This window comes from Youhaiella tibetensis, assembly GCF_008000755.1.
GTDB lineage: Bacteria > Pseudomonadota > Alphaproteobacteria > Rhizobiales > Devosiaceae > Paradevosia > Paradevosia tibetensis.
Window position 1 is genome coordinate 1,347,331 of record NZ_CP041690.1, and the last position, 23,636, is coordinate 1,370,966.

The 23,636-nt window shown below is 66.3% G+C and carries 19 protein-coding genes; 14 read left to right on the forward strand and 5 right to left on the reverse strand.

Features of this window, described 5'->3' with window-relative positions; all coding sequences use genetic code 11:
- Positions 1 to 89: 89 nt before the first annotated feature.
- The 5 genes from FNA67_RS06615 (at position 90) to FNA67_RS06635 (ending at position 4,261) form a co-directional block, all read left to right on the forward strand.
- The gene (locus FNA67_RS06615; RefSeq protein ID WP_145976690.1) at positions 90 to 389 is read left to right on the forward strand and encodes a hypothetical protein; all 300 of its coding nucleotides are present in this window, start codon (positions 90 to 92) and stop codon (positions 387 to 389) included.
- Positions 390 to 419: 30 nt separating this feature from the next.
- On the forward strand, positions 420 to 1,076 hold the full coding sequence (locus tag FNA67_RS06620) for a response regulator transcription factor (protein WP_049704449.1): 657 nt from the start codon (positions 420 to 422) through the stop codon (positions 1,074 to 1,076).
- Between the two features lie 3 nt (positions 1,077 to 1,079).
- Positions 1,080 to 2,441 (forward strand): sensor histidine kinase, encoded by a 1,362-nt coding sequence (locus FNA67_RS06625; protein WP_147655471.1) that lies wholly within the window; start codon positions 1,080 to 1,082, stop codon positions 2,439 to 2,441.
- A gap of 52 nt (positions 2,442 to 2,493) precedes the next feature.
- Entirely contained in the window at positions 2,494 to 2,964 is a 471-nt protein-coding gene (locus tag FNA67_RS06630) for a hypothetical protein (RefSeq protein WP_049704451.1), read from the forward strand.
- A 136-nt stretch (positions 2,965 to 3,100) separates the two neighbouring features.
- The gene (locus FNA67_RS06635) at positions 3,101 to 4,261 is read left to right on the forward strand and encodes a hypothetical protein (RefSeq protein ID WP_145976691.1); all 1,161 of its coding nucleotides are present in this window, start codon (positions 3,101 to 3,103) and stop codon (positions 4,259 to 4,261) included.
- Here the strand turns inward: FNA67_RS06635 and FNA67_RS06640 are convergent.
- Together FNA67_RS06640 and FNA67_RS06645 are read right to left on the reverse strand one after the other, a co-directional pair.
- Positions 4,258 to 6,237 (reverse strand): FAD-dependent oxidoreductase, encoded by a 1,980-nt coding sequence (locus FNA67_RS06640; RefSeq protein WP_147655472.1) that lies wholly within the window; start codon positions 6,235 to 6,237, stop codon positions 4,258 to 4,260. The two genes, FNA67_RS06635 and FNA67_RS06640, sit on opposite strands and share 4 nt — an antisense overlap.
- Positions 6,234 to 7,211 (reverse strand): FAD-binding oxidoreductase/lyase, encoded by a 978-nt coding sequence (locus tag FNA67_RS06645; protein ID WP_147655473.1) that lies wholly within the window; start codon positions 7,209 to 7,211, stop codon positions 6,234 to 6,236. The genes FNA67_RS06640 and FNA67_RS06645 overlap by 4 nt, the downstream gene beginning before the upstream one ends.
- A 121-nt stretch (positions 7,212 to 7,332) precedes the next feature.
- Between FNA67_RS06645 and ccmI the strand changes: the two genes are divergently transcribed.
- From ccmI to FNA67_RS06685, 8 genes are all read left to right on the forward strand, one after another.
- Positions 7,333 to 8,418, forward strand: coding sequence for a c-type cytochrome biogenesis protein CcmI (gene ccmI, locus FNA67_RS06650; RefSeq protein ID WP_147655474.1), 1,086 nt, complete (start codon positions 7,333 to 7,335; stop codon positions 8,416 to 8,418).
- 10 nt (positions 8,419 to 8,428) lie between these two features.
- On the forward strand, positions 8,429 to 8,896 hold the full coding sequence (gene ccmE / locus FNA67_RS06655) for a cytochrome c maturation protein CcmE (RefSeq protein WP_147655475.1): 468 nt from the start codon (positions 8,429 to 8,431) through the stop codon (positions 8,894 to 8,896).
- A 2-nt stretch (positions 8,897 to 8,898) separates the two neighbouring features.
- Positions 8,899 to 10,878, forward strand: a complete 1,980-nt coding sequence (locus tag FNA67_RS06660) for a heme lyase CcmF/NrfE family subunit (RefSeq protein WP_147655476.1) — start codon at positions 8,899 to 8,901, stop codon at positions 10,876 to 10,878.
- Entirely contained in the window at positions 10,875 to 11,336 is a 462-nt protein-coding gene (locus FNA67_RS06665; protein WP_147655477.1) for a cytochrome c-type biogenesis protein, read from the forward strand. Before FNA67_RS06660 ends, FNA67_RS06665 begins: the two co-directional genes overlap by 4 nt.
- A 217-nt stretch (positions 11,337 to 11,553) precedes the next feature.
- Entirely contained in the window at positions 11,554 to 13,041 is a 1,488-nt protein-coding gene (locus tag FNA67_RS06670; protein ID WP_049704458.1) for a Do family serine endopeptidase, read from the forward strand.
- Between the two features lie 92 nt (positions 13,042 to 13,133).
- On the forward strand, positions 13,134 to 13,805 hold the full coding sequence (locus FNA67_RS06675; RefSeq protein WP_147655478.1) for a response regulator transcription factor: 672 nt from the start codon (positions 13,134 to 13,136) through the stop codon (positions 13,803 to 13,805).
- A complete protein-coding gene (locus FNA67_RS06680) occupies positions 13,798 to 15,213 on the forward strand; it encodes a sensor histidine kinase (protein WP_049704460.1) in 1,416 nt (471 codons plus the stop codon). The genes FNA67_RS06675 and FNA67_RS06680 overlap by 8 nt, the downstream gene beginning before the upstream one ends.
- 52 nt (positions 15,214 to 15,265) lie before the next feature.
- A complete protein-coding gene (locus FNA67_RS06685) occupies positions 15,266 to 18,151 on the forward strand; it encodes a bifunctional [glutamine synthetase] adenylyltransferase/[glutamine synthetase]-adenylyl-L-tyrosine phosphorylase (protein ID WP_147655479.1) in 2,886 nt (961 codons plus the stop codon).
- 28 nt (positions 18,152 to 18,179) lie between these two features.
- Here the strand turns inward: FNA67_RS06685 and FNA67_RS06690 are convergent, their stop codons facing one another.
- Together FNA67_RS06690 and FNA67_RS06695 are read right to left on the reverse strand one after the other, a co-directional pair.
- A complete protein-coding gene (locus tag FNA67_RS06690; protein WP_147655480.1) occupies positions 18,180 to 20,729 on the reverse strand; it encodes an ABC transporter permease in 2,550 nt (849 codons plus the stop codon).
- Between the two features lie 4 nt (positions 20,730 to 20,733).
- Positions 20,734 to 21,456 (reverse strand): ABC transporter ATP-binding protein, encoded by a 723-nt coding sequence (locus FNA67_RS06695; RefSeq protein WP_049707880.1) that lies wholly within the window; start codon positions 21,454 to 21,456, stop codon positions 20,734 to 20,736.
- Positions 21,457 to 21,671: 215 nt separating this feature from the next.
- Between FNA67_RS06695 and FNA67_RS06700 the strand changes: the two genes are divergently transcribed.
- Positions 21,672 to 22,187: a heme-binding beta-barrel domain-containing protein gene (locus FNA67_RS06700; protein WP_145976692.1), complete on the forward strand. Its 516-nt coding sequence runs from the start codon at positions 21,672 to 21,674 to the stop codon at positions 22,185 to 22,187.
- A 168-nt stretch (positions 22,188 to 22,355) separates the two neighbouring features.
- Here FNA67_RS06700 and FNA67_RS06705 read toward each other — a convergent pair whose 3' ends face one another.
- Entirely contained in the window at positions 22,356 to 23,495 is a 1,140-nt protein-coding gene (locus FNA67_RS06705) for a sensor histidine kinase (protein ID WP_170267236.1), read from the reverse strand.
- Between the last annotated feature and the right edge of the window lie 141 nt (positions 23,496 to 23,636).

Below are 23,636 nucleotides of genomic sequence, written 5' to 3' on the forward strand. Positions count from 1 at the left end.
CATCTGGCGGAAGGGAAGATTCCGATGCGATCACCCTCCCGCCTTTTCCGTTCATGTCCTGTTCAGCACCCGACCCTTAGGGTGTCGGCATGAACAAGGTACTTTTGACATTGATGGCCGGAATGCTGGCGGTCGGAACGATGCTTCCGACCTCGGCGACGCCTTCCCTGGCACAGGCTTGCCTTGGGAAACGCGAGATTCAACAGGCAGTCGCGGACGGACAGATTCTGCCCCTGGCTCAGATATTGGCCGCGGGGGGGATCGATGCCTCCAGCGTCGTCTCGTTCCAGGTCTGCGACCGGGGCGGGGGCCTCGCCTACGTGCTTCAGGTCTATGAAGGCGGCGAGGCGAAAACCATTGTCTTGAATGCGGCAACCGGCTCGCAATAAAGTACATTTTGCTGAACTGCGGGGCGATACATGCGCATTCTGGTGGTTGAAGACGACACGAATCTCAATCGGCAGATCAAGGACGCACTGATCGATGGCGGATATGCCGTCGACGTGGCCTTCGATGGCGAGGAAGGGCATTACCTGGGCGACACCGAGCCCTACGATGCCGTGATCCTGGACATCGGCCTGCCGCAGATGGACGGACTTTCCGTGCTCGAGCAGTGGCGCCGCGACGGCAAGACCATGCCGGTGCTGCTGCTGACCGCCCGCGACCGCTGGAGCGACAAGGTGCAGGGCATCGATGCCGGCGCCGACGATTATGTCGCCAAGCCTTTCCACATGGAAGAACTGCTGGCGCGCCTGCGCGCCCTGGTGCGGCGCGCCGCCGGGCACGCCTCAAACGAGATCACCGCCGGCCCGGTGCGGCTCGACGTGCGTTCGGGCAAGGTGACGGTCGATGGCCAGGCCATCAAGCTGACCAGCCACGAGCTGCGCCTGCTCAGCTACCTGATGCACCACAAGGGCAAGGTGATCTCGCGTACCGAACTCACCGAGCACCTCTACGACCAGGACTTCGACCGCGATTCCAACACCATCGAGGTCTTCGTGGGCCGGCTGCGCAAGAAGCTGCCCGAGGAGGTGATCCAGACGGTGCGCGGGCTGGGTTACCAGATCGTCGAATAGCCGATGCCGCAGCGCTCGATCGCGACGTCGCTCTTCCTGTTTTCGGCCGTCTGGCTGATCGTGGCGTTGGCCGGAACGGCCTTCCTGCTGTCCGGCCTCTATTCGCAGGCGCTAGACACCAGCCTCTCGGAAACCCTCGATTTCCACCTCGAGACCCTGGTGGGCAGGACGCTCGAGGCTGGCGATCCGCGCAGCGACGCCATCGACCTGGGCGATCCGCGCTTCGACCGACCGGCCTCCGGCTGGTACTGGGCCATCCGCGATCCCCAGGGCAACGTGCTCAACCTCTCTCCGTCACTGGTGAGCATGCAGGTCCCGGTCATTTCCTCCCCGTTCGATGCGACGAGTAAGCGCACGGAGGCGACCAAGGACGATTTCGGCACCGAGATCCGCGTCAACGAGCGCGAAGTCACCGTCAACGGCCAGCCGCTGCGCGTGCTGGTGACGGGCAATCTCGACGAGATCTTCCAGCTCGTGGACGATTTCCGCAGCCAGGCGCTCATCGTGCTGGGCGCGGTGGGCGCCATGCTCGCCATCATGAGCTTCATCGTCGCCCGTTTCGCGCTGCGCCCGATCAACCAGCTCCGCACCGCCGTCGAGCGCGTGCGCGAAGGCGAGAGCGAAAGCGTCACCGGCCAGTTCCCCCGCGAGATCGCGCCGCTGGCCGACGAGGTCAACCAGCTCCTCAATTCCAACGCCCAGATCATCGAGCGCGCCCGCAACCAGGTGGGCAATCTGGCCCACGGCCTCAAGACCCCGCTGGCCGTGCTGCGCAACGAAGCCGCGGCCGCGCCCAAGGACGGGCTCTCGCGCATCGTGCTTTCCGAATCCGACAAGATGACCCAGCTCGTTTCGGCCTATCTCGACCGGGCCCGGCTGGCGGCCCGCACGGCCATTGTGGGCAAGAAGGCCGACGCGGCCATTCTCGTCTCCCGACTGGCGCGCGTGATGCAGAAGCTTCACCCCGACCGGACCATCGATTTCCGCCGCCCCGACGCTTCGCTCCCCTGGTTCAGGGGCGACGAGGGGGACCTCGAGGAGATGGCGGGCAACCTGCTCGACAACGCCTGCAAATGGGCCAGCGATCAGGTGCGCGTGAGCCTGGTGACCGACCGGCGCGAGGCTACCCCCATGCTGGTGGTACGCATCGAGGACGACGGCAAGGGCCTGACCGAGGAAGAGGCGAGCAAAGTGTTGCGCCGCGGTGTCCGTCTGGACGAAAAGACGCCGGGAAGCGGTTTGGGTTTAGATATCGTTAAGGAATTGGTTGACGTCTACGGTGGTTCGCTGCAATTGGGGCGATCCGACCTCGGCGGGCTCAAGGCGGAGCTGCGGCTCCCCGCCGCGCGCCCCGGACGGAACTGATCGGACTTCCGCCGCATTGCGGCACTGAAACCTGCGGTACAACGGGACTAATATGCAAAAGCTCACTCGCGCTCTTCCGCTCCTCGGTCTGCTTGCTCTGGCCGGCTGCTCCAGCACTGGCCCCGTGAGCCAGCCCGTGGCTACGGCCGCCGCCCCGGTGGCGACGGCGCCGATCCTTTCCGGCCCGAGCCCGGCCCAGCAGGTCGCCGCCGCCCAGACCGCCACCATGGTGGACGCCTATGTCGACCCGGCGGTCCTGCCCCTGATGAGCCCGAAGGAAAAGGCCGACGCCTCGAGCGCCCAGTTCTACGCCCTGCAGTTCGGCCGCCCCGGCGCCCCGCGCACCTGGAGCGGTTCGGGTTCGAGCGGTTCGATCACCGTGGGCCCCTATGTGCGGGTCAACAACCTCGATTGCCGCGACTTCACCAACACGGTCACCGTCGCCGGCAAGCCCTACGTCCGCAAGGGCACCGCCTGTCGCGAAGTCAACGGCACCTGGTCGGTCGCTTCCACCGCCGGCTGACGCGACCGGGCATTGGAGATTTTCTTTACGATCGCGGGGTAGGTTAGGGGCAAGTTCCTCAACCACCCCACGACCAATGCCACAAGCCAGCACGCAATCTACCCATGATGCGCCGGCACACGATGCCAAGTCCGCCGTGAGAGCGCAGGGCAAACCCGCGCCTTTCTTCGGCCTTCTCGACCCCATCATCGTCGAAGATCCGGCCGAGTTCCTCTTCGATGGGGCGCTGCCGCGCGAGCATGCCGACCATATCTGGACGTGGATGGTGCGCGACGTGGCGCCCGACATGCTGATGCCCGATGGCGTGCTGATCGACGCGACCGCATTCGAGCCCATAATGCCCGCCTTCATGGCCCGCCTGCGCGATGTGCTGGACATGGCCAAGGACGGCAACGAGGACGGGCGCCGCCTGCGCATGCAGATCGGCGGCGAGGAAAGCTACGAGCGCCTGCCGGTTGCGCTCAGCGCCCTGCGCCAGCGCGCCCTGCTCGAAAAGGCCAAGGCCTTCGGCCGCGCCACCAATGCCACAGCCGATGAGGCCGCACTCATGGCCGCTCTCCAGGCCATGCCGCTCCAGGACCACGGCGCCACAGCGCTGCTGATGCAGGCGGCCGTGGGGCAGATGGCCAATCCCAACAAGCTTATGGCCGCCGTCGTCCGCATCGCCGGGGCGCCCTCCGAGGCCGCCGTGACGCGTGCCGGTTTCGGTCCGCTGATCGACGCGCTGCTCGCGCACGCGCAGAACCAGCTCTTCTATCTTTCGCCGATGGGCGCCTTCGCCGACATCGACCTGACCTGCCGCGCCCTCGATCGCTTCCACAAGCTCGTGCGCGCCATCAACGGCTATGTCGAGATCAACCGCTCGGGCCGCTGGGCCCAGGTGCTCGCGGGGCTGACCAAGGCCGTGTCCGGCCGCATCGAGCCCAAGCTGCGCGAAATCATGCCCGACCTCAACCTGGCCATGCGCCGCCGCGAAAGCGGGGATCGGGTCGATTCGGACCGCATGCTCTCGGCCATCAGCGGCATCTACCTGCTGGCCACGGTGCGCGAATGCCGCGACTCGCTGGCCCTCAACGCAGCGTTCGAGCAGACCTGGAACCAGGTCGGCCAGGCGCTCGAGGTCCACATCAACCGCAACCTCGATGCCATCAAGGCCAATCCGGCCGACGCCGTCGCCGGCGAGCGGCTCGAGGCGGGCATCAAGATGGCCGAACTGCGCTTCAACCGGGAATATGCCGACGTGCTGCGTCGCGCCCGCGAGGCAGCGGTGCGCCGGACCCCGACCAGCGGCGCCTAGAGCTTTTCGACCAGCCTCACCGAGACCTGCCGACTCGTGTCGCGCAGCACCAGGCGCCTGTCGGCCTCGCCATCGGCGACCAATGCGATGGCGCCCGACTGGCCCTCGGCCGACGGACCCAGGATCACGCCGCACGCGCTCAGCGGATCGGCCGCATCGGTATTGCGGTAAAGAAGGTTGCCCGCTTCGAAATGCCGGGGCTCGTCGCTGGCGACGCGCCACACGGCCTGCTCGGGTCCGAAGCGCTCATTGAGATAGTGCGGATAAGGCGTCTCGCGTTCGCGTGTCGGCGGCGCATCCGCCTGCGGCAGCGGCGCAGGGTCGATGCAGCGCTCGGCGGCGACCGCGCTTGCCTCCGAGACGGGAATGAGCCCCAGCGCAATGTCGGCCGCCAGATCGCCAAGGCTGAGGGCATGGGCGGATTCGGAAAGCGTCGGCGCCCGCCGGTTGCGGCTGAGAAGGCTCAGACGCAAGGGGCGCTCGATCCGCGGCCGCTCGGCAAGGCTCGCGCCGTCATCGAGATAGGCGGCGACTTCGTCCTCGGCGCGGGCCGGAACAACGCTCGCGGGCGCATCGGGCGATTCGTAGATCGGGTCGATCTCGATGTCGAAGACCGGGACCGCGGAGCGCCCGAAAAGCGTCGCGACGGCGGCGATGCCGCTCTGCGCGCAACCCGAGAGGCTCCGGTAGCCGGCGACGGATCCTGCAATGGCCATGCCGTCGATCTGGCCATCTGCGCCGAGCATGGCGGTATCGCCACGCCAACGCGCCTTGCCGCCCGCCGAAAGCCAGAGATTGAGAGCCGGCTGCCACCCGCCCGACACCACGAACTGGTCGGCGATCACGGCCGGTTCGGGCCGGGCATAGTTTTCCATCTCGAGCGAGAGGTGGATTTCCAGCCCGCCATGCCTGTGCGCCCCGACACTCTGCGGCACCAGCCCCGACGACAGCGGAATGCCATAGGCCTTGCTGAACTCGATGAAGCGCGACTGGGGCCGCAGGCGCGTGTCGCTCATCTTGGCAACCGCTACCTCGCTGTCGAGCGCCAACATGGCGAGGCGATAGGCGGGATTGGTCGCGGTATTGAGCGCGAGGCGCCGACCTGGCCGGATGCCGAATCGGTCGGCCCTGTCGAAGGCCTCGAGGAGCCCGACGACGCCGGGGAGACGGTTGCCCGAAAACACCGGCAGGCGGTCGAGCGCTCCGGTCGCCAGGATGATGCGGGAGCTCGAAATGGCGAGCCGGCGCGGCGTCAGTCCGCCCTCGCTGCTCTGGACCTGGTGGGCGTGGACGACCGGACGCGAGACGGCCAGCGCCTCGGTCATGGTAAGGACAGTGACATTGGCAAGGTGCGCCAGCGCCTTGGCGAGACGCCCGATGACGACATCGGGCGCTTCCTCATCCTCGACCGAGCCGAAGAGTCGGGCCGACCCGCCCAGGTTCTGGCGTCGCTCGATGAGGATCACGCTGCTGCCGGATTGCCCGGCGGCCACCGCCGCCGACATGCCCGCCACGCCGCCCCCGACGATAACGAGATCGGCCTCCATCTCCGAGACCGGCGAAGCATCCCGCCAGGGGACGGTGCGCGTCGCCGGATCGTCGAACCTGATGCCGAGGCTGGGGTCGTTGCGGGGCAGAAGGCCGAGGAACCCGCGCCTCGGATGCCCGCTGACCGTGCGGAACTCGAGCCCGTCACGGGCCGGAGTTCTTTGCATCGGAAGGGCCCGTGACGGATCGGCGGCCAGGGCAGCCGGAGCAATGGCCGGCGCGAACCGTTCACTCAGGGCAATGGCATGGCCCTGGTGGGTGCCGGCAGTATCGATGCCCGAAGCCAGCAAGGCGCTTAGTACGGTGTCGCCCGCAAATCCATTGACCACGCGTCCATCCAGGGTGAAGCGCAGCGGCGCGCCCCTGTCGATCTGGGTCCCGGCAAGCGGGGCGGCATCGGATTGCACGCGGTTCGGCTGACCCTTCATGAGGCCGCCTCCGCAACCAGCGAGCGATCCGCCAGGGGCGAACGCGCGTCGATCCACGCCGCCTCCTGCGTGGTCGCGGCTCCAGCCAGGAACCGGGCTAACGCGGGGGCGAGAAACGCCCCGGTCATCCCGAGCCCGGCAATGGTGAAGACATTGGCTTCCGAGAGCCCGAGCATCGGCGCGCCATCAGAAGTGGCTGCCGCCAGGAACCGCGCTTGGCCGGCCAGCCGGGCCCTTTCGCCCAGCGCGGCTCCCGCCATGCCGTTGGCGTTGGTACCTCCGCCCCGGACAAGAGCCGAGACGCCGCCGCCCGTGAGCTGGCGCATGGCAAGGCCACGGTCGATGAAGGACATCACGGGGGCCGGCAATGCCGGCAGGGGTTCGGTCATGAGCGTCAGCGACGGCTGCGGTTGCAGCAGGCGCGAGCCCCGGGCGAGGGCGGCCTCGTCGTCAGCGAGCACCGTGAACTCTGCCGTAGCATCTGCCACGTCGAGGCGGCGCACCCCCACCGATTCCAGCCACGGGATAAGCGCGGCTTCGAGGAACGGGCGGTTGATCAGCACGGCATCGCGGAAGCGGTTGGCGACGGCGCCGCCGGGCAGCGCGGACGATGCGGGCTCCGGCTCAACGGCGTGCCCGAAGCCGAGCGCGACATGGCGGACGTGTCCCAGCGCGTCGCGTCCGGCAGCGGTTTCGGCGACGACCAGGGGATCGATGCGGTCATAGGCCAGCTTACCGGCGACGCGCGCCAGGAGGCGCACCGTTTCGGGCACTGTCGCAGCGAGCAAGGCCCAGGTTTCGGGGCGGGTGAGGGGGGCAGCCGAAAGATCGAGCCCGGTCGGCAGCCGGAAGGCGGCGTGCGACTGGGCCACGAGGCACACCTTGCGCTGGTGCCGCGCCGCCAGCAACCCGGCCAGCAGCAGGGCCAGCGGGCTCGACCCGACTATCGCAAAATCGAAAGCGTCTGCCCCCATAAGTGCCTAGCTTCTCGACGCTGCGGCAAACAGTCCACAACACGGATACGTGTTCGCGTGCATTTTTTGTCGAAATCGCCCTATAGATGCCACCGTCGCCGACCGAGACGAACCTGCGCTGATGCTATTCTGGATACTCGCCATCACGATCACCGCCATTGCGTGCGCCGCACTTTACTATGCGGCTGCCGGCCGAACGGTCAACGCGACCGTGGCTGCACAAGGCGATGCTACCGATGAGCATTACCGGCTGCAACTGGCTGAAATCAATGCCGATATCGCTTCGGGCCGTCTGGGAGACGCCGAAGGCACCGCCGCCAAGGCCGAACTCGCGCGCGAACTGATTCGCCTGCAGGGCGAGGATGGTGGCAAGAAAGCGGGCGCATCCGGCCCCGTGCTGCTGCCGCTGGCAGTGCTGGGCGTGGCCGTCATCGCCTTCGGCAGCTACGCCATGATCGGCAATCCGAGCCTGCCCAGCCAGCCGCTGGCATCGCGCGAAAAGCCGCTCGAAGAGACCATCAACGTCGATGACGCCGTCAAGCGCATCGAGGCGCAACTGGCCGAGACTCCCGACGATGTGCGCGGCTGGACCGTCCTGGCCCCGGTCTACATGCAGATGGGCCGTTTCGAAGACGCCGTCAAAGCGCTGCGCAAGGTCAACGAACTGGCCCCGCCCACGGCCGACAGCCAGACCGACCTCGCCGAAGCGCTGCTCATGATCAGCAAGGGCGACATGACGGGCGAGCCGCTGGCCCTGCTCGAAAACGCCGCCAGGCTCGACCCCAAGCACGTGCGCTCCCACTTCTACCTGGCGGGCTATGCGACCCAGACCGGCGACTATGCCGGCGCCGTGGAACAGTGGAACGCACTGATCAACTCGGCCGCCGGGACCGAGCCCTGGATCGCCACCGCCAAGGAAGGGCTGGCTGCCGCCCAGCGCGGGCTCGAGGGCAAGCCGATCGAGGGGCCGGCGCAACAGGATTCGGTGTCCGACGAGACCATCAAGTCGATGGTCGAGGGGCTCTCGACCCGGCTGATGCGGGATGGCGGTACCCTGGAAGAATGGACACGCCTGGTGCGCTCGCGGCTGGTGCTCGGCGATACCGCCGGAGCGCAGGCCGCCTATGACGCCGCCAAGGCGGCCTACCCGGATGCCGGCCAGCGGTCCGAGCTTGACGCGACCGCTGCGCAAGGAGGACTAAAGTAAAAACATGGCCATGACCCGCAAACAGAAGCGCATCTCGATCATTGGCGGCCTTGCCGTGGTGCTGGGCCTGGCAACGACGCTCGTGCTCGTGGCGCTGCGCGACCAGATCGTCTTTTTCTATACGCCGACCGAAATGCACGAAAAGGCAGTGGCGGCCGGAACGCCCGTACGCCTGGGCGGTTTGGTCAAGGTCGGTACCTGGCACAAGAACGGACAGGACAACGACTTCGTGGTGACGGACGGCAAGAGCGAGATGACGGTAAGCTATGTCGGCATCCTCCCCGACCTCTTCCGGGAAGGGCAGGGCGTGGTTGCCGAAGGCAGCATCGGCACCAACGGCGCCTTCACCGCCTCCAACATCATGGCCAAGCACGACGAAAACTACATTCCCAAGGGCATCGTCGATGAACTCAAGGCTCGCGGCGAATGGAAGCCTGACGATCCGGCCGGATCGCTCAAGGCACTGAGCGGAGGCTGATCTTGTCTATCGAACTCGGCCATTTCGCCCAGATCCTCGCTTTCGCCATCGCCTGCGTCTCGACCGTCATGGGCTATGCCTACTGGCGCAACGAGGGGCGGGTGACGACGTTCCTGCGCCAGGCTGCGATCCTGCAGTTCCTGCTGATCGCGGCGAGCTTTGCCGCGCTGATCCAGGCCTTCGTCACCTCGGATTTCTCGCTGCTGCTGGCCTACAACAATTCGCACTCGCTCCAGCCGCTGCTCTACAAGGTCACCAGCGTCTGGGGGAACCATGAGGGCTCGATCGTCCTCTGGATCCTGATCCTCGTCGCCTTCGGGGCGGCGGTCGCCATGTTCGGTCGCAAGCTCCCAAAGGACCTGCTCAACCTGGTGCTGGCCACCCAAAGCCTCCTGGTTGCCGCCTTCACCGGCTTTGCGCTCTTCACCTCCAATGCCTTTGCCCGGCTGGACCCGGCGCCGTTCGAGGGCAAGGATCTCAACCCGATCCTCCAGGACTTCGGCCTCGCGGTGCATCCGCCGCTCCTCTACACGGGCTATGTGGGCTTCTCGATCTGCTTCTCCTTCGCCATCGCGGCACTGATCTCGGGCCGCATCGACGCTGCCTGGGCCCGCTGGGTGCGCCCGTGGACGATGCTTTCATGGACGTTCCTCACCCTCGGCATCGCCATGGGCTCCTATTGGGCCTATTACGAACTGGGCTGGGGCGGCTGGTGGTTCTGGGATCCGGTCGAAAATGCCAGCTTCATGCCCTGGCTTGCCGGCACCGCGCTCCTGCACTCGGCGCTGGTGATGGAGAAGCGCAATGCGCTCAAGGTCTGGACGATCTTCCTGTCCATCATCACCTTCTCCTTCTCGCTGCTCGGCACTTTCCTCGTGCGTTCGGGCGTGCTCACCTCGGTGCACTCCTTTGCTTCCGATCCGACGCGGGGCCTCGTGATCCTCGCCATCCTCGCCGCTTTCATCGGCGGCGCCTTCACACTCTTTGCGATGCGCGCCTCGTCCCTGCGGCAGGGCGGCCTCTTCGCTCCGATCTCCAAGGAAGGGGCGCTGGTGCTCAACAACCTCTTCCTGGCGACGGGTCTGGGGGCGGTGCTGGTGGGAACGCTTTATCCGCTGGTGCTCGATGCGCTTACGGGCCGTACTATCTCGGTGGGCGCCCCGTTCTTCGATCTCACCTTCGGCACCCTGATGGTACCGCTGCTCATCCTCGTGCCGTTCGGGCCTTTCCTGGCCTGGAAGCGCGGCGATCTCGTCGCGGTGACGCAGCGCCTGGCCGGTGCCGCCGTGCTGGCGCTGGTCGCCGCCATCGCGCTCTTCACGGCCACCGGCGCCCATGTGTCGCTGGCCCCGCTCGGGCTGCTGCTGGGCTTCTGGGTGATGTTCGGCGCCATCGCCGAACTCGTCGACCGCTCCAAGCTCGGCCGCATTCCGCTCGCAGAGAGCTGGCGCCGCCTCAAGGGCCTGCCGCGCACCGCCTTTTCGACCGCCCTCGGCCATTTCGGCCTCGGCGTGACGGTCATCGGCATCGTGGTGACGACCGCCTGGCAGAGCGAACTCATCACCACCGTCGGTACCGGCGAGACGGTGACGCTCAACGGCTACCAGGTCCAGCTCGTCAAGCTCGACGAGGATGTGCCGGGCCCGAACTACACGGCCGACCATGGCGAGTTCGTCATCACCGCGCCCAATGGCGGCAAGCGCGACGCGGTTGCCGAGCGCCGCACCTACATCGCCAGCGGGCAGCCGACCACCGAGGCGTCGATCCAGACCTACGGGTTCTCCCAGCTCTACCTGCAACTGGGTGAAGACGAGGCGGCCGGCCGTCACGTGCTGCGTGTCTGGTTCAAGCCCTATGTGACGCTGATCTGGCTGGGCGCACTGCTGATGTCAGGTGCCGGGTTCCTGTCGCTGAGCGACCGGCGCCTGCGGGTCGGGGTGCCCAAGCCGCGCCGCACCCCCGCGCTCGAGGCGGCCCAATGAGGCGCTTCTTCGTCGCCCTGGCGATCGTCTTCGCGATGGGAAGCGCCGCCATGGCGCTCAACCCGAGCGAAATCCTCAGCGATCCGGTGCTCGAGGCGCGGGCGCGCGACATTTCGGCGGGCCTGCGCTGCCTCGTCTGCCAGAATCAATCCATCGAGGACAGCGACGCCGACCTCGCGCACGACCTGCGCGTGATCGTGCGCGAACGGCTGGTGGCCGGCGATACCGACGAGCAGGTACGCGACTACGTCGTCGCGCGCTACGGCGAGTTCGTGCTGTTGCAGCCGGTCCTGGGGCTGCACACGCTCGTCTTATGGATTGCCGCACCCTTACTGCTCATTGCCGGGATCATTGCCGTGGTCGTAGGGATTCGCCGGCGGCGCGCCCCGATGCCGGCTGCCCTGACCGCCGAGGAGCAGGCTGCCCTCGACCGGCTCGAAGAACGCCAGGAACATTGAGCGCCGTCAGGGCGTTATAGAAGGTTCGATGCAAGTCGGCCGGCAGTCGCGGTGGGGCAAAACGGATGGGAATCCGGCCCACCCAAATTCCCGCCGCGAACCTTTCCAATTCCTGCCGCGAGCCTTACCAACTTGTAATCCTAGCGAAACATGCCGGAAATATCGGGTCCTCCATAACGTACGCATTCTGTTGGGGAGCCGTTAGGAGAACATATAAATGCGCTCGACAACCATATCCCGTGCACGCCGCTGGGTCGGGGCTTCCGCCTTGGCCATCATCGTCGGGCTGGGTGGCGTGTCCACGTTCGTGGCCACCAGCCAGACTGCCAATGCCCAGATCTCTGCGCCCACGATTGCCGCTCCGAGCTTTGCCGATCTCGTAGCCGCCGTGAAGCCGGCCGTCGTCTCGATCCAGGTCGAAGGCGAGGAGACGACATCCCAGAACATTCAAGGTGGCCGCAACTTCCAGTTCCAGATTCCGGACCTGCCGGACGATCATCCGCTGAAGCGCTTCTTCGACCAGTTCGGCAACCAGTTCGGCCAGCAGGGCCCGGCGACGCCGCGCAAATACATGGCGGCCGGCTCTGGCTTCGTCATTTCCGCCGACGGCTACATCGTCACCAACAACCACGTGGTCAAGAACGCCGACAAGGTCACGGTGATCTTCGACAACGGCGACGAGATGTCGGCCAAGGTCATCGGGACCGATGAGAAGACCGACGTTGCCGTCGTCAAGGTGGATGGCAAGGACCTGCCGTTCGTCGAATTCGCCGCCGACACTATCCGCGTGGGCGATTGGGTCATCGCCGTGGGTAACCCGTTCGGCCTGGGTGGCACCGTCACCTCCGGTATCGTCTCGGCCCGCGGCCGTGACATCGGTGGCTCGTCCTATGGCGACTTCCTGCAGATCGACGCTGCGGTCAACACCGGCAACTCCGGTGGCCCCGCCTTCGATACTTCGGGCAAGGTCGTCGGCATGAACACTGCCATCTACTCGCCCAATGGCGGCAATGTCGGCATCGCCTTCGCGATTCCCGCTTCCACCATCAAGCCGATCGTCCAGCAGCTCATCGACAAGGGTTCGGTGACCCGTGGCTTCCTCGGTGTCCAGATCCAGGACGTGACCCACGACATCGCCAACAGCGTCGGCCTCAAGAACGCCAAGGGCGCTCTCGTGACCGAGCCGAGCGACGGTGGCCCGGCCCAGAAGGCCGGCATCAACTCGGGCGATATCATCACCGCCGTCGACGGCACCCCGATCGACAACGCCCTGGCGCTCTCGCGCACCATCGCCAACAAGACCCCGGGTACCAAGGTCGAGCTGAGCGTGTGGCGCAACGGCAAGGAAGACAAGGTCAGCGTGACCCTTGATACCCTCAAGGACCAGGCAGCCCCCACCCAGCAGGAGCAGCCCGCCCAGCCGGAAGCTCCCAAGCCTTCCAGCGTCGGCATCACCCTGGTCCCGAATTCGGGCGGTGACGGCATGCTGATCCAGGACATCGATCCGAGCAGCGTGGCGGCCGACAAGGGCTTCACCGTCGGTGACGTGATCCTCGAAGTGGACAACAAGAAGGTCTCCACGGTCGACGAATTCGAGAAGGCCATCCAGGGCGTCAAGGATTCGGGCCGCGGCACTGCCCTCATCAAGGCCAGCCGTGACGGCAATACGCGCTTCATCGGCCTGCCGCTGGATGCAGGTAAGTAACCAATTGCAGATTATGCCGGTCCCGGAGTTCTTCTCTCCGGGGCCGACCCTCCCTATATCGGTCGCATCCCAATCCTGATGGGGCTATGCCCATGAAAATTCTGCTGATTGAAGACGACCGGGAAGCGGCCAGCTATCTCATCCAGGCACTGGACGAAGCCGGGCACGTGACCCATCATGCCACCGATGGCGAAACCGGCTACGCGATGGCCTCGGGCATGGACTACGACGTTCTTGTTGTCGACCGCATGCTGCCGCGCCGCGATGGCCTTTCCATCATCGAGTCGCTTCGCGCCGAAGACGACAAGACACCCGTGCTCATCCTCTCGGCCCTCGGTGAGGTCGACGACCGCGTGACCGGCCTGCGCGCCGGCGGTGACGACTATCTCACCAAGCCCTACGCCTTCACCGAACTGCTGGCCCGCATCGAAGTGCTGGCCCGGCGTTCCAGCCCCTCCGAGGCGGCGACCAGTTTCCAGGTGGGCGATCTCACGCTCGACCGGCTCTCGCGCAAGGTCGAACGCGGCGGCGAAGTTATCCTGCTCCAGCCGCGCGAATTCCGCCTGCTCGAATACCTCATGAAGAATGCCGGCAAGGTCGTGACCCGCACGATGCTGCTGGAAAACGTCTGGGACTACCATTTCGACCCCCAGACCAACGTCATCGACGTGCATATGTCGCGCCTGCGCTCCAAGATAGACAAGGGTCATGCCACCTCCCTGCTGCAGACGATCAGGGGCGCCGGTTACATGATCCGTGACTAACCGTTTCGCCCAACTCTGGCGCACCACCACCGTTCGGCTCACCGCGATTTTCGTCCTGATCTTCGTGGTGTTCTCGGTCCTGCTGCTGGCGGTGATCTCCTACCAGTCCAGCATCCAGATCCAGCGGCAACAGGCCGCCGACATCGATCGCGAAATCCGCCAGATTACCAAGATCGACGAACGGCAGGGCTTCAGGGCCTCCATCATCGCCGTCGAGCGCCTGTCGCGCCAGCCGGGCCCAGGCATCTATTTCATCGGCGATCCGACCGGCCAGCTCATCGTGGGCAACGTCACCACGCTTCCGCCCGAAGTCCTGCTCGAGCCGGGCTCCTATACTTTCAACTACGATCGCCAGCGCCCCGGCGATCCGGACAGCACCGACGCCCCCGAGCCGCCGCCACCCCAGGGCAACGCCATGGTGCGTTCGGTCGTGCTCTCGAGCGGGCTGCATCTGGTGGTCGGACGCGACGTGGTGGAGCGGCGCGGCTTTACCGCGATCATCCTCCAGAGCTTCCTTTACGGCGTCGGCGGCATCGTGCTGCTCTCCATCATCGCCGGCCTCATCAACTCCCGGCGCGTGCTGGCGCGGATCGACTCCATCAACGTCACCGCCAACAAGATCATGTCCGGCAATCTCTCCGAGCGCATCCCGATCACGCAGCGCAACGACGAGTTCGATGGCCTTGCCACGAGCCTCAACGCCATGCTCGACCGCATCGAGCAGCTGATGCAGGGGCTCAAGGAAGTGACCGACAACGTCGCCCACGACCTCAAGACGCCGCTGACCCGCCTGCGCAACCAGGCCGAGTCCGCCCTTCGCGATAGCGCCCACGAGGAGGACCGGCGCAAGGCACTCGAGACGACCATCTCGGAGAGCGACAAGCTCATCCGCACCTTCAACGCGCTCCTTATGATCGCACGGGCCGAAGCAGGGGCACCTTCCGGGGCCTTTGCCGACATCGACGTCAGCGCCATCGCCGCCGATGTGGCCGAGCTCTATGCGCCCGTCGCCGAGGAAGAGGGGATGGAGCTCGTGAGCGAGGTCGCCCCCGGCATCCGCATGCGCGCCAATCGCGAGCTCATCGGCCAGGCGCTGGTCAACCTCGTCGACAACGCCATGAAGTACTACCGCGCCAACGGCGAGGACAGCTCCGGCAAGATCACCGTCACCGCACGCGAGGTCGGCGGGCGCGTTCTCATGGAGGTCGCCGACAACGGACCGGGCATTCCCGCCGCCGACCGCTCGCGCGTGGTCGAACGCTTCGTGCGCCTCGAGCAGAGCCGAACCGAACCCGGGTCGGGTCTCGGCCTGTCGCTCGTCGCCGCCGTCGCCCGCCTGCACAAGGGCGAGTTCCGCCTGGAGGACAACAATCCCGGCGTGCGTGCCGTGATCGACCTGCCGGCCTGAGACGGCTCCGGGCGAGCTTGCCGCCCGCCACCACACCGGCTATCCCATTGCCATGACGATCGCTCTCGCCCCCTTGCCGCCGGTCCCGCACCCCGCCTTCTCCGATTGGCTCAAGAGCCTCGAGCCCGGCGTGCGCGGGTCCATCGAGGCTGCCGCGCCGACGCTGGCGAGCCTTTTCACCGAGGCACCCTATCTGTTCGATCTCGGCCGGTTGCATGCCGGCTGGCTGGCGCGCGTTCTCGTCGGCGATGCCGATGCCGCACTTGCGGGCGTCCTCGGCAATATCCGCGATGCCGGGCGCGCGGCGTCCGAAGAGGAGGAGCTTTCGGCCACCCTGCGGCAGGCCAAGGGGCGCGTGGCGCTACTGGCCGCCGTGGCCGAGGTCGGCGGCGCGTGGTCCACCGAACAATCGACCGCGGCCCTGTCGGCCCTGGCTGACGCGGCTCTCGATGCCTCCCTTGATTTCCTCATGCGCAAGGCCGCCGACAAGGGCGACCTCGTGCCCGGCGTCGAGCCGACCGCCGCGGCCTCCGGGCTCGCTCTCTTTGCGCTGGGCAAGCACGGTGGGCGCGAACTCAACTACTCGTCCGACATCGACATCGTCGCCTTCTTCGACCCCGACAAGGGCGTGCTGGTCGACCCGATGGAAGCCACCAAGTTCTATACCCGCATCGTGCGCGGGCTCGTGGCGCTGATGCAGGATCGCACCGCCCACGGCTACGTCTTCCGCACGGACCTGCGCCTGCGCCCCGACCCCGGCTCGACCCCCGTGGCCATCTCCTTTGATGCCGCCATCGCCTATTACGAGGTGCGCGGGCAGAACTGGGAGCGCGCCGCCTGGATCAAGTCGCGCCCCTGTGCCGGCGACATCGCGGCCGGAGAGAGCTTCCTCAAGGAAATGGCGCCCTATGTCTGGCGCAAGCATCTGGACTTCGCCACCATCGCCGACATCCAGGCCATGAAACGCCAGATCAACATTTCCAAGAATGTTGGCGACGTGCGCGTGGAAGGCCACAACGTCAAGCTCGGCCGCGGCGGCATCCGCGAGATCGAGTTCTTCACCCAGACCCAGCAATTGATTGCAGGGGGACGCGACAAGACGCTGCGCGTGCGCCCCACCGCCCAGGCGCTCGCCGCGCTCGCGGCCGCCGGCTGGATTTCCGAAAAGACCGCCAGCGACCTCACGGACACCTACTGGTTCCTGCGCGCCGTCGAGAACCGGCTGCAGATGTTGCGGGACGAGCAGACCCAGATGATGCCCGAAACGCCCGAGGGCGTGGCGGCGATCGCACTGGTCATGGGCGAGCGGGACCCCGCCGCCTTCGAGCGGCGCTACCGGGAAGCGCTCAACCTCGTCGTCGGCTATTATGGCGAACTCTTCACCGAGGGCGAGACGCTTGGAACGGGCGAGGGCAACCTCGTCTTCACCGGCAGCGACGACGATCCGGCGACGCTCGAGACCCTTGCGTCGCTCGGCTTCAAAGACCCCGCCAAGGCCTCCCAGACAGTGCGCAAGTGGCATTATGGCGGCTACGGCGCCACGCGCGCTTCTGCCGCCCGCGCCCATCTCACCGAACTCCTGCCGGCACTGCTGCGCACCATTGCCGGCGCCGGCAATGCCGATGAGGCCCTGGCGCGGTTCGATAACTTCCTGTCGCGCCTGCCCTCGGGCGTGCAGCTCTTCTCGCTGCTGCGCAACTACGAGCAGTTGCGCCGGCTGCTGGTGGCCTTCATGGCCTCGGCGCCGCGCATGGCCGAGGCCGTGATCCACCGGGCGCACGTCATGGACGGGCTCATCGATCCCGCCTTCGCCAACGAGGTGTCGCGCCGCAGGGCCCTGGTTTCCAAGGTCGATGCCTTCCTGGGGGAAGGCCGCGCTTATGAGGAGGTGATCGACCGCGCCCGCATCATCGGCCAGGAGCAGAAATTCCTGATCTCTGCCGGGCTGCTCTCGGGCACCGTCACCGCCGCCAGGGCAGGGGAGCAGTTCACCACCCTCGCCGAAACGCTGGTTCAGCGGCTATTCAAGGCGGTGCGGGTGGAGTTCGAAAAGCGCCATGGCGTCGTGCCCGGCGCGCGCACGGCCCTGCTCGGCTTCGGCAAGATGGCCAGCCGCGAAATGACGGTCACGTCCGACCTCGACTTCATCATGCTCTACGACGTCAGCGGCGGCGCCGAGGAGAGCGATGGCGAGCGCCCACTCAGCACCAACCACTATTTCACGCGCCTGACACAGCGCCTGGTCGCCGCCGTCACGGCGCCCACTTCGGAAGGCGTGCTCTACGAAGCCGACATGCGCCTGCGCCCCTCCGGCAACGCGGGTCCCCTGGCCACGGGCCTCGGGGGCTTCCGCCGCTACCAGATGGAGGAAGCCTGGACTTGGGAGCACCTGGCCCTCAGCCGCGCCCGGGTGATCGTGGGTGACGGCGACATGGAAGCCTCGGTGCGCGAAACCATCGGGGACATCCTCGCCGCGCCGCGCGACAAGGGCAAGGTGATCGACGATGTCGTCTCGATGCGCGCCCTCATGGCTCGCGAGCGCAAGCCACGCCACGCCTTCGATCTCAAGCTCGCCTCGGGTGGCCTGGTGGACCTCGAATTCATTGCCCAATCGGCTCAGCTCGTCGCAGGGGCCACGATCGCCCGGTCGCAGGCGCCGACGCGTGAAGTGCTGACGCGGCTGGACGAGACCGGCCTCGTGCCGGAGGGCGCGCGGCTGGTCGAGATCCACGATCTCTATTCTGCGGTCCTTCAGGTGATGAGTGCTGCGCTCATGGACCCGTTCAAGCAGGAAGCCTGGACGAATGCCTTCAGGGAGCTTCTGGCCGGCCTCACCCACTATCCCAGCTTTGAGCTGCTGGCGCTCGACATCGAGCAGATGCGCGCCGAAGTGAGTGCGGCTGCCGAGGCGTGGTACGCCCGGGCGCGCCACCTCTAGCCTGGCCCCCTCGGGGCCAGGCCTTGCGTCAGGCCACTTCGCGCAGGAAGCGCGCCGGCCGGCCGGAGACGACCCTATAGGTCGCCGCCGCACCGAAAAGGGCCAGCAGCACGATGGCGCCGACGTTGACATAGAGCAGCGTCAGGGCATCGAACGAGAACCCGACATCGACCAGCAACTGCGCCAGCACCCAGGCGAGGGCGATGCCCACTGGGGTAGCGAGCACCGCCGCGATCAGCGCCAGGAGCATGTATTGCACCAGCGTGGTGGCGGTGACTTCGGCACGGCGCTCGCCGATGACGGTCTTGATCACCGCCTCGATCTCGCGCTGCCTGCGGCCGGCCGCGAGGCTGCCGATGACCACGAGCAGGCCGTTGCCTGCGGCCAGTCCACCCACCAGCATAGCGGCCAGCGAGAGTTGGCCGAGCGCGGTGGTGATCTGCCCGAGCGTCTTGCCGATGGCGATGAACCGCACGTCCGGCAGGCTCTCCGAAATCAGTTGCCCCACCGCGTCCTCGTCGCCCGGCGTTGCCGTTATCGTGGCAAAGAGCGTCGCCGGGAAATCCGAAATCGCCCCGGGCGAGAACGTCGCCAGGAACTCGATGCCGCCCTGCCAGGCATAGTCGCGGAAATTGGCGACCTTGGCGGTTATCTCCTCGCCGAAGATGGTAAAGGTCACCTCGTCGCCCACCGATACGCCCAGGCCAGACTTGAGGCTCTGGTGCAGCGAGACCAGCGGCGGGCCTGAATAATCCGGCTGCCACCATTGTCCGTCGACCAGCTTGGAGGTCGAAGGCATCTCGGTGCGATACGTCAGGGGCACGTCGCCGGACAGCAGGAACGAGGCTTCCGGACCGCGGGTGGCAACGCTTGTCACCGGCTTGCCATTGATGGCCGTCAGCGATCCGCGCAGCATGGGCGTCGCGGTGACCAGCGACATCGTCGGATGGTCTTTCTTCATGGCGACCAGCGTATCGAGTTCGTCCTGGAAAAGGTCGGTAGCCACGAAGGTCGGCGCGTCGAAGACCGAGGCACCCAGGAATTCGTGGCGCAGGTTAACCTGCAGCACCAGCACGACCACCAGCATCGCCAGGGTCATCCCCACGGCCACGATGACCGAGGAGGTGATCGTTCGCGCCCCCGAGATGGCCCAGAGCGCCTGCCGAAGCACGCGGTTCTCCGGCTCCCTGATCCGCGCGAGCACCCATTGCGCCAGCGCCACCGCGCCCACGAACAGCGCCGCCGCAATGACGCAGGCAATGGCGAAGATGGCGATGAGCGTGGGATCCTCGACCATGATGTTGGCGAGCCACAGGAGGGCGATTGCAGAGACCAGCAGAGGCAACGTCTGCGACGGCTTGAGAAGCGTGCGCCAATCGAACGGCGTGGATTCGAGGCCGTTGGAGCGGAACAGCAGGGCAGGGCTGATCGTCTGGACCCGCTGGAGCGGGAGGTAGGAGAAGGCGAAGACGACAAGGAGCCCGATGCCGGCGGCCACCAGCAGTGGCTGGACATGGACCACGGGCGGCAGGCTGACCCCGATCGCCGAGCCCACGGTCGGCAGGATCAGCAGCGTGATCAGCGAGCCGACGATAACGCCGATCGCGATGCCCACGATGGCGACGGTGGCGACCTGCGTGAAGAAGTGCAGCAGGATACGGCCGCGATCGGCCCCGATGCTGCGGAACACCGCGATGATCCCGGTGCGCTCGGCCACATAGCTCGAAATGCCCGTACCGACGCTCACCCCGCCGATGAGCAGCGAAGCCAGGCCGGTGACGATGAGGAAGCGCATGAAGAGGTCGTAGTAGCGCACCATCGGCCCCAGGCCATCGGCCGCGGTCCGCACCGACCAGCCACCGTCCTTGAGGCCCGCCTCGAGCTCGTGGCGCGCGTCTTCGGCGCTCTTGCCGTTGAGCAGCACCTTGTAGCGGAAGAACGTGCCGAGGCCGGGCAGGGGCGAAGTGAGGTCCGAGACCTTGGCCAGGCCGTCCGTGGAAATCATCACCGGCAGCCCGAGCCGCAGGCCGCGCGCATTCATGTCGGGGATGTCCCCGAGCGTGCCGCGCACCTCGAACGGCGTGCCGCCCAGCTCGATCATGTCGCCGACGCCGATGCCCAGTTGCGAGAGCATCATCGCGCTCACCAGCGCGCCGAACGCATCGTCCTTTTCCGCAAGGAAATCGAAGACGCTGGAGTCCGCCGGCAGCTCGGGGCTCGACACGCGGCCAAGCAGGGGGTAGCCCGGCCCGACCGAAATCAGGTCGACGAAGGCGTCCGCGCCGTTAGCCTGAGCGCCGATATTGCTGTCGACGACGCGCGCGGTCCTGCCCAGCGTGTCGATGAACGCCAGCTCCTCGCTGCTGCCGGGGCGATCGGCACGCGAGGCCTCGACGTCGCCGCCCATCAGCAGCGCAGCGTCCTTGTTGACGGCCTGGCTGATGCTCAGCCCGACCGAGTTCACCCCCGCTATGAGCGCAGTTCCCACCGCCAGGCAGACCAGCACCAGACTGAACCGGCGCAGGTCGCCCCGCATGTCGAGGAGACTGAGATAGATGGCGGCCCAAGTCCCACGCATCGTCTTACTTATCCTTGCGGGTAGTCTCTACCAGCTCGCCCTGTGTCATGGTGAAGACGCGGTCGGCCTGGGCGGCCAGGTTCGGGTCGTGCGTGATGAGCACGACGGCCGTGTGCTTCTTGCGCGCCAGATCGAACATGATGTCGATGACCATGCTGCCCGTCTTCTGGTCGAGATTGCCGGTCGGCTCGTCCGCCAGGAGCAGGCGCGGATTGGCGATCATGGCGCGGGCGAGGCCCACGCGCTGCTGTTCGCCACCCGAGAGAGCGCCCGGACGGTGATGGATGCGGTTGCCGAGGCCAACCGCCGCCAGCGCCGATTCGGCCGCTTCGCGCGTTTCCTTGAGCGACAGCTTGGGTTCGGCGATGCCGAGCGCCAGACTCACATTATCGAGAGCCGAGAGCGACGGGATGAGGTGGAAACTCTGGAAAACAATGCCCAGCGAATGCCGCCGGAAGAGGGAAAGCCCGTCCTCGGTCAGCTTGCCCAGCTCATGACCGTTGACGACGATCTTGCCGGACGTGGCCCGCTCAAGTCCCGCCAATAGCATGAGAAAAGAGGTCTTGCCGCTGCCTGACGGACCCACGATGGCAACCACCTCGGCCGGCTCCACCCGCATGGAGACGTCCCTGAGGATGTGCAGGGGGCGCGACGCCACGTCCAGGGTGTAGTTTACCCCGGCAACGTCAATTATCGGTCCGGTTGACTGCCCCTGGGGTCGTGACACAGGGTCGGGATCATGCTCTGCTTTGGCGTCCGAACGTTGCTGGTTCGGCGTCAGCGTTGAGTTTTCGTCTACGGCTTCGTTCACACGATTCCCCCGGGCCCCAAGCGAATTATCTGGCTTCCTGCCCATGGCTAAGCCAAAATGAGGTAAGAGTCATGGCCCAAGTCACCGGTGTTCGGGGGGAATTGAGCAAGTGACCGTCCATGGGAAGGTAGATGGGTACTAGAATTTCGCGCATTGTGTTGCCGGTCCTTTTGTCGGCAGCCTTTTCGGGTCCGGCTTTCGCGGCAGACGCAGAGCTGGCGTTCCTCAATTCCTACATAGGCAACTGGCGTGGCGAGAGCGTGCTGACGGGCGGGGAGAAGCCCGAGCCCTTCCGCTGCCGTCTCAACATCGCCAAGGGAAACCAGAACAAGATCAACTACGCCGGCCGCTGCACGTTGATTAACATGAACCTTTCGGTCAGCGGCACGATCGCCTTCAGCGACCAGAACCAGCGGTTCGAAGCTGCCATGAGCTCCAATGCGGGCTTCAGCGGCGTTGCCGTCGGCGTCAAGCAGGGCGACCGGATCAGCTTCGACCTCAAGCAGCGCCAGGCCGACCGCGGCGGCAACGATGTCCGCATCGGCTCCAAGATCATTCTCTACGGAGATTCGATCACGGTGAACTATGAGGTCGAGTTCAACGATTCCGGCGACGTCCTGGTGGCCTCGGTTCCGTTCTCCAAGTAGCGGCGTCTCGGCGCGTTCCTGATTCGGCGTCATATGAGGCTTTGGCCTGCGTGCTGAGGCGGATGACCGGTTTGGTTGTCGCCCTCGTCCGTCGCCTCCAGAGCTTGTCGAAGGACGAGGTGCGACAGTCATCCGGGGCCACTCTTCGACAAGTGAAGGGTCCCGGGTTCAGGCTGCCCGCGCGGGCAGCAATTCGTTATAGCCGCGCAGCGGCAGCGAGATCGCCACCGTCGTGCCGAGTGCCGGGCTGGAATCGATGGCCAACCGGCCACCGCTTTGCTCGGCGATGGCGCGGGCAATGGCGATGCCCAATCCCGCGCCGGTCTTGCGGGTGAAGGTCGCGTCGCCCAGCACGAACGGCTGCGACAGGCTGGCCAGCCGCTCCTCGCTCATGCCCAGGCCGGTATCGGAAACCTCGATGACCACGCCATCCTTCGCCGCGAAGGCGGCGAGCTTGACGCACCCGCCATGCGGAGTGAAGCGGATGGCGTTGTCGAGGATATTGGAGAGCATGCGCTCGATGGCCATGCTGTCGGCGGTCACCGTCGCCTCGCAACCCAGCCCCACGTCGAAACGCAGACCAGCGCGCTTGGCGCGAGCGCCGAAGCGCTGGGCGGCGCCGGCCAGCAGGCGGTCGATCTCGACTGCTTCCTCACGCATGGCCTTCTGGCCGCCTTCGAGTTCGGCGAGCTCGAGGATGGTGGCGAACGAGTCCAGAAGATGCTCGCCCGATTGCTTGATGGTCTCGACATAGCCCAGGTAACGGCTGTCGCCGAGCGGCCCATAGGTCTGCTGCCGCACCAGTTCGGCGAAGCCGATGATGTGGTTGAGCGGCGTGCGGATGTCGTGGGAGAGGTGGGCGAGAAAGTTGGTCTTGGAGCGGCTAGCCGCTTCGGCGCGCAGCTTTTCCTCGTGATAGCGGCGGGCAAGTTGGCGCTGTTCTTCGCGAATGGCGTTGATGGTGGCCAGCAGGTGTTCCATCTGCTGCTGGCTCTGCGACGGCCCGCGTTCCCGTCGGTAGGTCAGGGCGATGAAGACCACCGCCGCCACCAGGGCCCCGGCCGCCCGAAGCGCCAGGCCGCCCACCAGCCGCTCGAACTCGATCTCGGCGGCAGTGGAGCCCAGCGAACGCGCGTCGTGCAGCGTGCGGACGATGTCGAAAAGCACGAAAAGCGCCACCGCCAGCAGCGCCGTTAGGGCCACAGCCCTCGTCACCGGAGAAATCTCGGAGACGCCCGAACGCACCGCGGCAAGCCAGTTCGCCTGGCTGGTAGTGGAGAGGTTTCTGCGGCCGAATTCAGCCGACACGAATCCCCTTGCCTCGACGCCGGATGTCTCCGTCGACCGCATCCAATTCTCCGAAATATTGTGAGGCGAAAAGCCTGTCCCGCAACCCGATATCAGGACTGTGAATCAGCCGTGAGCGTCTGACAAGAGGCTGGTTCGGGG

Bases quoted from the DNA above. Each gene is read 5' to 3' on its own strand.
- FNA67_RS06640 (WP_147655472.1), bottom strand. From the start codon at position 6,237: ATGAAGGGTCAGCCGAACCGCGTGCAATCCGATGCCGCCCCGCTTGCC.
- FNA67_RS06645 (WP_147655473.1), bottom strand. From the start codon at position 7,211: ATGGGGGCAGACGCTTTCGATTTTGCGATAGTCGGGTCGAGCCCGCTG.
- ccmI (WP_147655474.1), top strand. From the start codon at position 7,333: ATGCTATTCTGGATACTCGCCATCACGATCACCGCCATTGCGTGCGCC.
- FNA67_RS06620 (WP_049704449.1), top strand. From the start codon at position 420: ATGCGCATTCTGGTGGTTGAAGACGACACGAATCTCAATCGGCAGATC.
- FNA67_RS06625 (WP_147655471.1), top strand. From the start codon at position 1,080: ATGCCGCAGCGCTCGATCGCGACGTCGCTCTTCCTGTTTTCGGCCGTC.
- FNA67_RS06700 (WP_145976692.1), top strand. From the start codon at position 21,672: ATGGGTACTAGAATTTCGCGCATTGTGTTGCCGGTCCTTTTGTCGGCA.
- FNA67_RS06690 (WP_147655480.1), bottom strand. From the start codon at position 20,729: ATGCGTGGGACTTGGGCCGCCATCTATCTCAGTCTCCTCGACATGCGG.
- FNA67_RS06675 (WP_147655478.1), top strand. From the start codon at position 13,134: ATGAAAATTCTGCTGATTGAAGACGACCGGGAAGCGGCCAGCTATCTC.
- FNA67_RS06685 (WP_147655479.1), top strand. From the start codon at position 15,266: ATGACGATCGCTCTCGCCCCCTTGCCGCCGGTCCCGCACCCCGCCTTC.
- FNA67_RS06670 (WP_049704458.1), top strand. From the start codon at position 11,554: ATGCGCTCGACAACCATATCCCGTGCACGCCGCTGGGTCGGGGCTTCC.
- FNA67_RS06615 (WP_145976690.1), top strand. From the start codon at position 90: ATGAACAAGGTACTTTTGACATTGATGGCCGGAATGCTGGCGGTCGGA.
- FNA67_RS06665 (WP_147655477.1), top strand. From the start codon at position 10,875: ATGAGGCGCTTCTTCGTCGCCCTGGCGATCGTCTTCGCGATGGGAAGC.
- ccmE (WP_147655475.1), top strand. From the start codon at position 8,429: ATGACCCGCAAACAGAAGCGCATCTCGATCATTGGCGGCCTTGCCGTG.
- FNA67_RS06630 (WP_049704451.1), top strand. From the start codon at position 2,494: ATGCAAAAGCTCACTCGCGCTCTTCCGCTCCTCGGTCTGCTTGCTCTG.